Genomic DNA, 13314 nt, shown 5'->3' on the forward strand with positions numbered 1-13314 from the left:
AATAGACAGACATGAAATTTAAATTCAAATTACAATATATATCCTTGGCCTTTGTGGGGTTAATGGCTTCCTGTAATGATGATTTCGTCAGCACACGACCATTAAACGAAGCGCCTGAGGAACTAGTGTGGACGGATGCCGCATTAGCACAAGCCTTTATCTATGAGATCTACAATGGATTTGGGGTTGGAGGATTCGAAGAGCAGCAGATGGCTTCGATGACGGATGAGGCATTGTTTACCCATCCAGGACGTGGAATCAATACCGTAACCGAGAGCAGATCCAATGCTGCCGACCAAGGTTATATCATGGGTACCTACAGCTATGGGAACATGTACAGCCGCATCCGTGCGACGAATGTTGCCATCCAAAAATTAAGGGCCCCGGAAATCGATAAAGCAAAAGCGGATCAACTTTTAGGTGAAGCTTATTTTTTAAGAGCCTATTTCTATCAGCAGCTATTGCGTTTTTATGGTGCTGTTCCATTGGTAACGAAGGTTTACCAATTAGGGGAAGCAGACTACATGAAAGAAAGAAATACCTATGAGGAGTGTGTGAACCTGATCGTGAGCGATTGTGATTCGGCGACAACATTATTGACAGGCGTAGCGAAAGTTAACGGTCGTGCCAATGAGGTTGCTGCGCTTGCATTAAAAGCTAGGGTATTGACCTATGCAGCATCAGATCTGCATGATATCCCAACAGCTAAAGGTAAATCTGCCGTTATCAGTGGATATGGAAAGCCAGAATTCTTGGGTTATTTGTCAGGCGACAGAAAAGCAAGATGGCAAAAAGCTAAGGATGCAGCGAAGAAGGTTGTTGACCGTGCTGAGTACGGTTATCAAATGAGCTTGACTGCTCCAGCAACAGCCGAAGAGGGTAAGGCAAATTACCTGGATATAGCGATGGGTGGTGGAAGTAAAGTGGCGAATGCGGATGGTAAGAAAGACCTGATCTTAGGTCGTTTCTTTGTTGACTTGAAAGATGAGCGTGGTGGCTGGGTAGGTCGTGATAACGGTCCTAACGGATACCATAACTGGTCTGGAAACTCACCAATTCAATTATTGGTTGATGATTATGAGTTTAGGTCAGGTGTGAAGTTTGACTGGAACAATCCAACCCATAAAGCAGCACCTTATACGGATCGTGACCCTAGGTTCTACGTGACCATCAGTGCTGATGGTGCAGGTTGGAAACCAAGAACGGAAGACGTTCGGAATAGAGATCCATTCAATCAGATCCAGACAGGCCGTTATGAAATCGGAAACGGTTCAGGAACGAAAACAGTGGTATTCGGATTGGATACCAGAAACAGTCCGATTGAGGATTGGAATGGTTCGTACACAGGTTATTACTACAGGAAATTTGTGGATCCAAACCCGGCAATCGTAGATCAAAATACACGTCAGCAGATTCCTTGGCCATTATTGCGCTACACCGAAGCCGTATTGAACTATGTGGAGGCATGTATCGAACTGGGCGAGGATGCAGAAGCGAAAACTTGGTTAAACAAGATCCGTTTCCGTGCAGGTATGCCAGCGATTACCGAAGCGGGGGCAGCCTTGAAAGAGCGCTACCGTAACGAGCGACGTATTGAGCTTGCATATGAAGAGCACCGTTTCTTTGATGCACGCCGTTGGATGATCGCTTCGACCACCTTAGGTCGTAAAGTAACGATCATGGATGTTTTCGGGCAATTGAAACCGGGAAAAACCGTAAGTCTGTACAAACATGATCCAGCAAATTACACGTATATCTATACGGTAAATACATTGAATCCAGGTATTGAAAACAGAAGCTGGAATGATAAGATGTACTTTAGTTCATTCCACCGAGATGAAATCAACAGGAACACTAAATTATTGCAGAATCCTGGTTACGAATAGGATTAGGTAAGTTTATAGATTGGCCCAACCGGAAGGTTGGGCTTTTTTGTGTAATAATATTAAGGTTATGATAAGTTTTGGTTAAATCTTAGGGTTAGAATGCCTATATTAAAGTTTAAACTGATTAAAATGATAGCTTTGCTGTCTAAACTAATTTTTAATGGATAATAGAAGAGAATTTCTAAAGAAAGCTTCGATGCTTGCAGGTTCCACTGCTGCCATAAACCTAATACCTGAATCAATACAAAGAGCCTTAGCCATTGATGCCAAACCAGGAAGTAGCTACTTGGATGCGGAACACATTGTTTTTTTAATGCAAGAGAACCGATCATTTGACCATTGTTATGGTACCTTGAAAGGTGTCCGTGGATTCAATGATCCTCGGGCCATGCGTCAACCCAGTGGTTTGCCGGTTTGGTACCAACAGAATAATAAAGCGGAGATCTATGCTCCCTTTCATTTAGATATTGAAAACACCAAGATTACCTGGATGGGAAGCCTACCACATGGCTGGCGCGACATGGTCGCCGCCCGCAATGAGGGGAAGATGGATACCTGGTTGGAAGCTAAACAAGCCGGAGATCCTGAGTACAAACATATCCCACTGACCATGGGCTATTTTGAAAGAAAGGATATTCCATTTTATTATGCTTTCGCGGATGCCTTTACGGTGTGTGATCAACATTTCTGTTCCTCCCTGACGGGTACCAGTGCCAATCGTTCCTATTTTTGGTCGGGTACAGTGCGCGAAGAACCCCATAATCCAGAATCTACGGCCCATGTCGATAATTCGCAGATCAATTACAAAGATGTGAGTTGGAAAACTTATCCAGAGCGATTGCAGGAAGCTGGAATTTCATGGAAGGTATATCAGAATGAATTGAGTCTGCCCGTTGGATTCGAAGGTGAAGAAGAGGATTGGTTGGCCAACTTTACCGATAATAACCTAGAATTCCATAAACAATATCAGGTAAAATTCCATCCAGCATATTATAGCTTTGCGCAGAAAAAAGTTAAGGAAATCGAGCATTTACTGACCGTAGCTAAATTTGCGAACCAAGAAGCCTATCAAAAGGTGGTGAATGAATTGGAGGGTTATAAAAAGGATGTAGAAAAATATTCAGCAGAGAATTTCAAGAAATTAAGCAAGCAAGAGCAAGAAATCCATCTTCGTGCCTTTGCGACCAATACAAATGACCCGAATTACCATAAGCTTTCCAAGATCAAGGGGCAAGATGGGGTCGAGATAGAAGTGCCTAAGGGTGATGTTTTTCATCAGTTCCGCGAGGATGTGAAATCAGGAAACCTGCCTGCAGTATCTTGGTTGGTAGCGCCATGTCGTTTTTCGGATCATCCAGGATCACCATGGTACGGTGCTTGGTATGTTTCTGAAAGCTTGGATATCCTGACAGCCAATCCCGAAGTATGGAAGAAAACCATCTTTATCCTGACCTATGATGAGAATGATGGTTACTTTGATCATATTGCGCCTTTTATTTCACCATTGAGCAGTAAAAAGGAAACTGGTGCAGTTCCAAAAGGGATGAATACAGCAGACGAATATGTAACCGTAGAGCAAGAGAATAAGAGAACAGGAAGGGAAACCGGGGTTCATGATAGTCCAATAGGATTAGGATATCGTGTGCCATTGGTCATTGCCTCACCATGGTCAAAAGGCGGGTGGGTAAATTCAGAAGTATGCGACCATACCTCGACCTTGCAGTTTTTAGAGCATTTTATCCAGAAAAAATATAAGAAAGAAGTCAAGGAGACAAACCTGACCGATTGGAGAAGACTGATCTGTGGAAACCTAACATCTTCCTTCAGGCCGATTCCAGAAAATCAGCGTCCGACCATTGATTTTGTCAACAGGGATCAATATGTAGAACGGATATTTTCAGCAAAGGATAAGTCCATTCCTGGTAACTTCAAGGCCGTTAACCCTGATAGTCTTTCCAAGATTAAGAATAACCTTTCCTTTAATACCGGTTTAGGATTGCAAGAGAAAGGAACAAAACCAGCCTGTGCCATTCCTTATGATATGGATGTGAACCTATCTGTGGAGGGAGGGAAATTATACTTCCATTTTGGTCTTTATGGAAACCTAAGCCATAGTAAAACGGTAGGAGTACCCTTTCAATTGATTTCGCATACCGCCTATGGTGCGAAGAACGAAATCGGGAGAACCTGGAATTTTGCTGTTAAAGCTAAAGAAGAGTTGGTTTACAGCATAGATCTTTCCGATATAAAAAATGATACCTTCTGTTTCTCCGTACATGGGCCGAATGGATTCTATAGAGCATTCAAAGGGAAGGTGAAGTCAGCATTTCCAACCCTAAAATCTGTAAGCGGCCATGCGAATATGGGTTTCCAATTGGAATTGAAAAACAGTACCGTGGACCTGAAAGTACAGGATCCTTCCTATGGACATTCGCCAAAGATCCTTGCTGCTCGTAAAAGCAAAAAAGAGAATTGGAAATTGGATCAATCCAATGGCTGGTATGATTTTGAGGTTACCTCGGATCAAGATCCAGACCTATTCATTAAATATGCAGGTCATATAGAAAATGGCAAAGCAAGTATTACTGATCCCTTAATGGGTGGAGAAAATATTCTCGCATAAAGAAGCTCGGTACAGTCAGTTCATTGGCAATTGATTTTGTCAAACTTTTAGAAAATAAATTAGCAAAGAAGCTTTTCCTGGTATAAGTAAGAAGGAGTAAATCTACTCCTTCTTCCAGGATCATTTGCTCGATGCAATAGGGGATTGGTTGTTTGACATCAATCCTATTGATCATCTGTTTACTTTTGAACGTGACTGAATTCACGCCTGTATGTTTAAGCATCTTTTCTTCCCAATATAGTATAGTGTTCTGGTCATTGCTTTTATTGGACTCGAGCACATGCAAAAGTGTCAAGTCAATTGCAGGACTTGTTCTATGGATAAAACTATCGATGAGGTCAAATTCTGTAGCCTGGAAATTGGTCAGCATCCCGATATTTTCCAGTTTAAAGTCCTGATATGATTCAGGAACGGCAATTACTCCAATTGGGGATTCCTGGATAATTTCGAAGGTATTGCTGCCAAACACCAATCCCTTTAATCCGCTAGCACCTTTTGTACCCATAATGATGAAGGGTGCATTGTTTTCAGTAGCTACCTTTAAAATTGTTTCCGTCAAATTTCCGTCGATACATGCGGTAGTCAATCCAAGATTAGGAAAATCAGTTTTTATCCTGTTTTCCAGTTTCAGCATTTCACCTATGGAAGCATCTTCATTGTGTTTCGCTACGGCTTCATTGAATTCTGATGTGGCAAGCAGTCTATCAAACTTTTGATATACATGGAGTACATGAATATCCCAGTTAAATTTGATGGCTAGGTTTGCGGCATATTTAATGGCTACCCATGCGTTTTCAGAAAAGTCGGTTGGAATTAAAAGTGCGTTTTTCATAATACTATCGGTAGGATGAGTGTATTCCAAATATAGCCAAAAGAAAGGCCTGAATCAAGTTTTACCCCTGGAAGGGCAGAATGGTGTCCCATATTAACTAAAATGCTGAGTGAAAGTGATTGAAATCATCGAAAGAAAGATGATTTAGAACTATTTTTGGGTTTAGGGTATTTACTATAATATGGCAGAAGAACAAAAATCGATAAGCAACAATAGTTATTCATTAAGTGTAGAAGAGTCTCTCAAGAACATGGGCGTAAATCCATCGGAGGGTCTGAGTGGTCCGGAAGTAGAAAAGAGGTTGCAGGAATATGGCAAGAACAAACTTCAGGAACAGAAACGGAAATCCATTTTTCGCATATTCTTTGAACAGCTGAATGATGCGCTGATCTATGTTCTTTTTGCCGCTGTAGGGATTACCTTTTTTATGGGTGAATATACCGATGGTATCATCATTTTGATCGTCATATTGATCAATGCCTTTCTGGGGCTATTTCAGGAAGTGCGGGCAAACAATGCCATTGATGCTTTGAGAAACCTTTCCCATCCAAAAGCTATTGTGAGAAGAGAAGGAAAGGTTTTGGAGATTGATTCTGAGCTATTGGTTCCTGGTGATATTGTGATGCTGGAGGCAGGCCGATATATACCTGCTGATTTACGCTTGATTGAATCCGCGAATCTTCAGATTGATGAATCTGCCCTTACGGGAGAATCTGTTGCTGCTGAAAAAGATGCAGGGGCAAAATTTGCTGAAGAATACATCCCATTAGGAGATCGGATCAACTTGGCTTATATGTCAACTTTGGTGACCTATGGGCGAGGAGTTGGTTTGGTAATCGGAACTTCCAATCAGACCGAGGTTGGAAAAATTGCTGGTTTTCTGAATACTGGGGAAACGGAGGAGACACCATTGGAGATCCGTCTGGACCATTTAGGCAAAACTCTGGGTAAAGTGGCCATTGGTATCTGTGTGGTCATATTTATAATATCTTATTTCCAGGGCAGAGACTTGACGGAGATGTTCCTGACTTCGGTTTCCTTAGCGGTTGCTTCCATTCCGGAGGGTCTAGCTGCCATTGTTGCGATCGTGCTGTCCATCGGGGTTACTAAAATGGCCAAGCAAAATGCCATTATCAAGAAACTTCCAGCGGTCGAGACCCTAGGGTCGGTAACCATCGTCTGTTCCGATAAGACTGGGACATTGACCCAAAATAAGATGACGGTTCAGGAAGCTTTTACCTTTAGTGATGATTTGATCTCCGTGGATGATGAAGGGGAGAATACTTTTGAAGAAAACCTATTGGCTGAAGCCATGGTGCTAGCATCCGATGCAACGCTTGAAGAAGATAAACAGACTGGTGATCCAACGGAAGTTGCTTTACTGGCTTTGGCTGATCAATGGGAAATGGACAGGAAAGAACTTCAGAGCAATCAACCAAGGGTGGATGAGTTAGCCTTTGATTCGGATCGGAAAATGATGTCGACCCTGCATAACCATGATGCTAAATATATTTTGTATACCAAAGGTGCTGTGGATAGCCTTCTTCCGAACTGTAAATATATTATTCAAAGTGAAGAATTACATCCCATAACGGAAGATCATAAAAAGCAGATCACTGATGCCGTGGAGGCGATGTCTACTAAAGCATTGCGGACATTAGCAGTAGCTTTTAAGGAGAGTGATTCCAAAATAGAGAAGGAGGAGTTTGAAAAGGACCTGGTTTTTATTGGGCTGGTGGGTATGATTGACCCTCCAAGGAAGGAAGTGAAGGACTCCATAGAAAAGGCGAAAGAAGCTGGGGTGACAACCATTATGATTACCGGTGACCATGGCAATACAGCATTTGCCATTGCGAAGGAATTAGGGATTGCCGAAAATTTTGATCAGGTTACAACAGGGAAAGAGATCAACGCTATTTCCTACGAAGAACTGGAATCCCATATTGCTGATTACCGGGTATTTGCTAGGGTTTCTCCGGAACATAAGGTCAATATCGTCAAAGCATTCAAATCGAAAGGAAACATTGTTTCCATGACCGGAGATGGGGTAAATGATGCGCCTTCCTTGAATGCTGCCGATATCGGGGTTGCCATGGGGATTACAGGGACAGATGTTGCCAAGAACGCATCGGATATGATCCTTGCGGATGATAACTTCTCGACAATCATTGGGGCGATAGAGCAAGGCAGAAATATTTATAATAATATCAAGAAATCGGTCGTGTTTTTATTGGCCAGTAATTTGGGCGAGGTTATTACCATGTTGGTGACCATCGTGGCGGGCTTGCCTGTTCCGTTATTGGCGACACAATTGTTATGGATCAATCTAATCACGGATACCTTGCCAGCAGTTGCCTTAGGGATGGATCCGGGTGATCCGAATGTGATGAAGGAGAAGCCCAGGGAATTAAATGAAAACTTTTTTTCACATGGCGGTACGCAAAGGGTTATCGTAGCGGGAATTTTGATCGGCCTATTGACGGCAGCAGCCTTTTTGATCGGTTATTTTGAACATGGCTACAACCCATTTAAGGATCAAATTCCTGAAGATATACATTCCTATGCACGGACTATGGCTTTCTTGACCATTATTGCCTGTCAATTGTTTTATTCCTTGTCATTTAGGAGCGAGAGTAAATCCATCTTTAAGGTTGGAATATTCTCAAATAAGTATTTAGTGTTTGCCATTATTCTAGGATTTGCCTTGCAGTTATTAGTGCTGTTTGTTCCAGTGTTGAGGGAGTCCTTTAAATTGCAAATTATTGGGCTTAATGATTGGCTAAAAGTTTTAGGATTTGGTTTGGTGCCACTCTTTGTCAATGAATTATTTAAGCTGATTAGAAATAAAGCCAATTAGAATTCTATTTGGCTTTCAATCTCTGTTGCTGTCTCTTGATTTTTCGGAATTCCCAAGGGGCAGTAACGGTCTTAAGAGACCAGATATTCATTTTATTAAGCTTTGCTTCAGCTTCAGCAAGTGCATATTCTTCTGATTGATCAAATTGTGTGAAATGCCAAGCAAGACCAACCTTTAATAGGCTTAAATTTACCTCCAGACCATCAACATATATTTTGCCAATGGCACGTTTGTAATGGTCGTAATCCAGGATGGCTACTTCTACCTGTTTTTGGAAGCAGAGCTGACCTGCATAATCTTTTGCAACCTGATAATAATCCTGACCTTTCTCTGGGCTATCAATTCCATGGAGCCTAATCCTGTGCTGCTGGTTTAGACTGTCCAAAACTGTCATCGTATCCCCATCTGAGATTTTTACCACTTTGCCCTTTAGCAATTCCTGACTGAAGGCAGATTGGGAAATCAATAAAAGCAGGAAGGATATGCTCAGTAGATGTTTGAATGTCATGCTGCAAAAATAGCAATCAATTCCACCTTACAAACCGCATAGCAGGAATATTACCATCTGTATACTTTAATGCATTTGTAGTTAGAAGGATAGTTTTTTTATATGCCTGAATAAGCAACAGGGCTGAGTTGTTAAATTATGTTAAGATTGGCAAGGGTTGACGCGATTTGCTTTTGAGTTGCGTTATATCATCAACAAAGTAAAAAAGTAAAAAAAAGAAATTTCATAATTTAGGTTAATAATTGGTTTGATAAAATCCTGAGGCTCCCCGCCTTGGGATTTTTCTATTATTTTGACAATTTAGCGCCATATGTTGTAAATACTAATTAGTAAATACTAATTTAGACCATGCTTAAGAAGATTTTGCTTATTGATGATGAGGATAAACTACGCCAATTACTCGCTAGGATTATCCAATTGGAGTGGGATGATCTGGAAGTTTTTCAGGCGGCCAATCTCAAGGCTGGTTATCAGATCCTAAAAACCAAAGAAATCGATGTGGTTTTGTGTGATGTGAAGCTTCCGGATGGGAATGGGGTAGAAGCAGTTCTGGAAATCAAGAAGCTACAACCCTTGGCCGAAGTTTTACTGATGACAGCATTTGGGCAAATTGCCGATGGTGTACAAGCCATTAAAAACGGTGCTTTTGATTATATGACCAAAGGAGATGATAACAATAAAGTCATTCCATTGATCAATAAGGCTTTTCAAAAGGTAGAAATGGCGAAACCCTTGATGCAACTGGAGGAGAAAGTTGGTAAGAAATATTCCTTTGATCAGGTCGTAGGGAAATCTAAAGAATTGCAAAATGCGATATCCCTTGGCAAGAAGGTTGCCCAGACTGATGCCACAGTTTTATTGTTAGGTGAAACGGGTACGGGGAAGGAAGTGTTTGCACAAGCAATCCACTATGATAGCAAACGGAATTCGAAATCCTTTGTCGCCTTAAATTGTTCTGCAGTGAGCAAGGACCTTTTAGAATCTGAATTGTTTGGCCATGTGGCCGGAGCATTTACCGGTGCACTGAAAGATAAAAAAGGATTGTTTGAGGAAGCCAATCAAGGAACCTTATTCTTGGATGAAATAGGTGAAATGCCCATTGAACTGCAAGCAAAACTATTGCGGGTGCTGGAAACGGGAGAGTTCCTGAAAGTAGGGGAAAGTAGACCAACGAAAGTCAATGTTCGCGTTATTGCCGCAACCAATAGAAACTTGGAACAGGAAGCTGAGGAAGGAATGTTTCGATCTGATCTCTATTATAGGCTTTCGGTATTCACGATAACATTACCTTCTCTAAAGGATCGTACATCTGATATTCCGTTGTTAGTGAAACATTTTGTGGCTCTCCAAGCTGCAAAATTGAATATGCTTGTTCCAAAAATAGATGATTCCTATATTGATTTACTGCAAAAGCATACCTGGAAAGGTAATGTCCGGGAGCTTAAAAACAGTATCGAAAGAAGTTTGATTCTCATTGAAGGCGATACGTTGGATGCGAACGCTTTGCCCTATGAGTTTTGTATGCAAGAAGGTACTTCCAATAGCTTATCAGCTATGGCACTCGCCGAAATGGAACGTAAGCATATCCAAAAGGTTTTGGCCTTTACGAAAGGAAACAAGGCCGAAGCTGCACGTTTGTTGGAAATCGGAGTAGCTACCTTGTATAGAAAAATTGAGGAGTACAAGATATAGTATTTAGTATTAAGTATTAAGTATTTAGACCTATGTCCATCCCTAAATAGGGTTGACCGTAATCCTTTTCATATGTGTTTGTAGTATAATCTTGGTTTATCCTAAAATCCTATGCATCCTGGTTCATTCCATGAGCTTGGTTTATCCTCGAATCCCATTCATCCTGGTTCTCAAAATGATAACAACCCTATCAAAATGATAGGGTTTTTTATTGCCTATATTTTTCTGTTTTAATTTATCCTGTTGATAAGTAGTTAGTTAGGGGTTTGTTTCATTGGCTGGAATAGAGATTGGCATCTAGGGTCAAATATGATTTTTTTTATTATGGAAAAGATTACATCCCAAGAGATGGCAAATTATGTAGGAAGGCATATCCGGAAATTATCACCACGGCTGAAGAGTCTAAAATCTGAAGGTAATGTGGCTGCGGTTATGCAGGTGATCGTGAGTTATATGCGCGAATTATGTCAAAGGAAAAATTTCCGATATGTGCAGCGGATATTAGCCTGCGTAGGTATCCTATATCAAAAAGGTGATCAGCAGATCAGGCAACATGTGGAGTATCTGTTTATGCACTGCTTAACGAGAATGGACCATTTGTGCAGTTCCAAGCAATGGAGCAAGATTATCTCAGAGCTCCCTCAAGGTCTTAAGGAAGTTTACATCATTCAACACATCAAGTAACATGATATTAACCGTAGCATTATTGATTTTGGGCATTGTCTGCTTTGCTCTATTCTTCAAATCAGTTGATTTTTTCGACAAAATCTAAGGACATGGAAAGTAAAATTATTTCAACCGTAAAAGCTTGGCTACCTCACTGTGTGAAGGGAGGGAAGCTGGAGTCAGAATATGAGGTTCTTCAACGTGTTGCTGAATATTGTTTGGCAAATTTTGAAGGTTCTTCAGATGAACAGCAAATGACCCGTGAAGCATTGCATGTCATAGGGATTTTGTATGGCGGGGGATCTTTGCATGTGAAGAATGCCATTGAGAATGAGTTTCTGGAACGAATGGCTTCCATGGAATCTCCGGCAAGCTTAAGGAAACATCTTACCTTTTTCCCAAAGGAAATGAGGTCAGTTTATGTAAAAACTATTATAGAAAATTAGAGATATGATCGCATTATTAATCGTCGCCATCATGGTTTTTTTGTACACCATGTATGTATTGTTGAATCCTGAAAAATTTTAAGGAAAAGAAAAAATGAATCTAATTAACACAGAAATATGGGGAGTTGTCTTAATGTTTATAGCAACTATCATCCTTGCTATACCCCTTGGTAAATATATCGCCAATGTTTTTTCCGATAAACCTAGTTTCTTGGATAAAGTGTTTGGTCCGGTCGAAAAAGGGATTATGCGACTTTCAGGTGTTGACTTTAAGAAGGAAATGACCTGGAAGGAACATTTAGTCGCTCTATTGACCATCAACTTAGTCTGGTTTGTTGTAGGGATGTTGGTCTTGATGTTTCAAGCCTATCTCCCTTTAAATCCTGATGGTAATCCGAATATGTCGTCAGACTTAGCATTTAATACCGTCATTTCCTTTTTGGTAAACTGTAATCTTCAGCATTATTCAGGGGAAACGGGTTTAAGCTATTTATCCCAAACTGGATTGATGTTCCTTCAGTTCGTGAGTGCAGGTATTGGGATTTCGGCTGCAATTGTACTGTTCAAGGCCTTTAAGGATAAGGGCAGTAAGCTGCTTGGTAATTTCTACGATATTTTCTTGAAATCATGTACTCGAATCCTATTGCCGATATCATTTGTGGTAGCCTTGATCCTTGTTTTCCAAGGAACACCTATGACCTATGAAGGCAAGGATAGTATGTTAAACCTTCAGGGTGATACCGTGGAAGTGTCAAGAGGACCAGTGGCTGCATTTGTTGCCATAAAACATGTGGGTACGAATGGGGGAGGTTTTTTCGGTGCGAATTCAAATCATCCCCTTGAGAACCCCAGTTATATTTCAAACATTGTCGAAATGATAGGGCAATTTGTGATTCCAGTGGCCATGGTATTTGCACTTGGCTTCTTCATAAATCGAAAAAAACTTTCATGGATGATATTTGGAGTGATGACCATAGGTTTCTTATGCCTGGCTATTCCAAACGTCTTGATGGAAGCACAGGGAAGTCCTGCCTTCGAACGATTGGGTGTGACGCAGGATTTGGGGGCCATGGAAGGAAAGGAAATCCGGTTTGGTGCGGCGGCATCAGGTTTCTGGTCGATTGTAACTACGGTAATTTCTACCGGTTCGATAAACTCCATGCATGACAGCAGTATGCCGCTTTCGGGAATGAATGAAATGTTGGCCATGATGATCAATGCCTTTTATGGCGGAAATGGCGTAGGGATCCTGAATTTCTTTGTATTCATTATCCTAGGGGTATTTATTTCTGGATTGATGGTAGGACGTACGCCAGAGTTCTTGGGTAAAAAGGTTGAGGCAAGGGAGATGAAAATCGCCATGATTGTAGCCTTGATCCATCCATTCCTGATTTTGATTGGGACCGCAATTGCTGCTGCCTATCCTAGTATTGGAGCAAGTACGACCAATGATCCTGGATTCCATGGTTTTTCTGAAATGCTCTATGAATTCACATCCGCTTCAGCGAACAACGGTAGTGGTTTTGAGGGATTAGGTGATAATACTTTATGGTGGAATATCAGTACCGGTATAGTGCTCTTGTTTGGTAGGTTCATTCCAATCGTTGGTCCAATTGCCATAGCAGGAATATTATCTGAAAAAAGATATATCCCAGAAGGTGCCGGAACCCTTAAAACCGATACAGCAAGTTTTGGATTTATGGTATTTGCCGTGATCGTGATTGTTGCTGCATTGGCGTTTTTCCCTGCTTTGACCCTAGGGCCAATTGCAGAGTATTTTTCTATTAAATAATTAATTGAGATT

General features: G+C 41.2%; 10 protein-coding genes. 8 read left to right on the top strand and 2 right to left on the bottom strand.

Features of this window, described 5'->3' with window-relative positions:
- The first annotated feature begins 11 nt into the window (after window positions 1–11).
- Both ACWICE_RS06650 and ACWICE_RS06655 read left to right on the top strand, forming a co-directional pair.
- Window positions 12–1886, top strand: coding sequence for a RagB/SusD family nutrient uptake outer membrane protein (locus tag ACWICE_RS06650; protein ID WP_454297895.1), 1875 nt, complete (start codon window positions 12–14; stop codon window positions 1884–1886).
- Window positions 1887–2046: 160 nt separating this feature from the next.
- Entirely contained in the window at window positions 2047–4509 is a 2463-nt protein-coding gene (locus ACWICE_RS06655) for a phosphocholine-specific phospholipase C (RefSeq protein ID WP_454297896.1), read from the top strand.
- On the opposite strand, the gene ACWICE_RS06660 is transcribed toward ACWICE_RS06655, so the two are convergent.
- A complete protein-coding gene (locus ACWICE_RS06660; RefSeq protein ID WP_185217918.1) occupies window positions 4469–5341 on the bottom strand; it encodes a universal stress protein in 873 nt (290 codons plus the stop codon). The two genes, ACWICE_RS06655 and ACWICE_RS06660, sit on opposite strands and share 41 nt — an antisense overlap.
- A gap of 181 nt (window positions 5342–5522) precedes the next feature.
- Between ACWICE_RS06660 and ACWICE_RS06665 the strand changes: the two genes are divergently transcribed.
- Complete coding sequence (locus tag ACWICE_RS06665) at window positions 5523–8198, top strand: cation-translocating P-type ATPase (protein WP_454297897.1); 2676 nt, start codon at window positions 5523–5525, stop codon at window positions 8196–8198.
- A gap of 4 nt (window positions 8199–8202) precedes the next feature.
- On the opposite strand, the gene ACWICE_RS06670 is transcribed toward ACWICE_RS06665, so the two are convergent.
- Window positions 8203–8706 (bottom strand): thermonuclease family protein, encoded by a 504-nt coding sequence (locus tag ACWICE_RS06670; RefSeq protein ID WP_454297898.1) that lies wholly within the window; start codon window positions 8704–8706, stop codon window positions 8203–8205.
- 348 nt (window positions 8707–9054) lie between these two features.
- Between ACWICE_RS06670 and ACWICE_RS06675 the strand changes: the two genes are divergently transcribed.
- From ACWICE_RS06675 to kdpA, 5 genes are all read left to right on the top strand, one after another.
- Complete coding sequence (locus tag ACWICE_RS06675) at window positions 9055–10398, top strand: sigma-54-dependent transcriptional regulator (protein ID WP_454297899.1); 1344 nt, start codon at window positions 9055–9057, stop codon at window positions 10396–10398.
- A 324-nt stretch (window positions 10399–10722) separates the two neighbouring features.
- Window positions 10723–11082: a DUF7674 family protein gene (locus ACWICE_RS06680; RefSeq protein ID WP_185211984.1), complete on the top strand. Its 360-nt coding sequence runs from the start codon at window positions 10723–10725 to the stop codon at window positions 11080–11082.
- Window positions 11083–11174: 92 nt separating this feature from the next.
- Entirely contained in the window at window positions 11175–11510 is a 336-nt protein-coding gene (locus ACWICE_RS06685; protein WP_185211985.1) for a DUF7674 family protein, read from the top strand.
- A gap of 4 nt (window positions 11511–11514) precedes the next feature.
- Complete coding sequence (locus tag ACWICE_RS06690; RefSeq protein WP_185212105.1) at window positions 11515–11592, top strand: potassium-transporting ATPase subunit F; 78 nt, start codon at window positions 11515–11517, stop codon at window positions 11590–11592.
- A gap of 21 nt (window positions 11593–11613) precedes the next feature.
- Window positions 11614–13302, top strand: a complete 1689-nt coding sequence (gene kdpA, locus ACWICE_RS06695) for a potassium-transporting ATPase subunit KdpA (RefSeq protein ID WP_454297919.1) — start codon at window positions 11614–11616, stop codon at window positions 13300–13302.
- The last annotated feature ends 12 nt before the right edge of the window (window positions 13303–13314 follow it).

It is taken from the genome of Sphingobacterium sp. NPDC055346, assembly GCF_053645235.1.

Bases quoted from the DNA above. Each gene is read 5' to 3' on its own strand.
- ACWICE_RS06650 (WP_454297895.1), top strand. From the start codon at position 12: ATGAAATTTAAATTCAAATTACAATATATATCCTTGGCCTTTGTGGGG.
- ACWICE_RS06655 (WP_454297896.1), top strand. From the start codon at position 2,047: ATGGATAATAGAAGAGAATTTCTAAAGAAAGCTTCGATGCTTGCAGGT.
- ACWICE_RS06660 (WP_185217918.1), bottom strand. From the start codon at position 5,341: ATGAAAAACGCACTTTTAATTCCAACCGACTTTTCTGAAAACGCATGG.
- ACWICE_RS06665 (WP_454297897.1), top strand. From the start codon at position 5,523: ATGGCAGAAGAACAAAAATCGATAAGCAACAATAGTTATTCATTAAGT.
- ACWICE_RS06670 (WP_454297898.1), bottom strand. From the start codon at position 8,706: ATGACATTCAAACATCTACTGAGCATATCCTTCCTGCTTTTATTGATT.
- ACWICE_RS06675 (WP_454297899.1), top strand. From the start codon at position 9,055: ATGCTTAAGAAGATTTTGCTTATTGATGATGAGGATAAACTACGCCAA.
- ACWICE_RS06680 (WP_185211984.1), top strand. From the start codon at position 10,723: ATGGAAAAGATTACATCCCAAGAGATGGCAAATTATGTAGGAAGGCAT.
- ACWICE_RS06685 (WP_185211985.1), top strand. From the start codon at position 11,175: ATGGAAAGTAAAATTATTTCAACCGTAAAAGCTTGGCTACCTCACTGT.
- ACWICE_RS06690 (WP_185212105.1), top strand. From the start codon at position 11,515: ATGATCGCATTATTAATCGTCGCCATCATGGTTTTTTTGTACACCATG.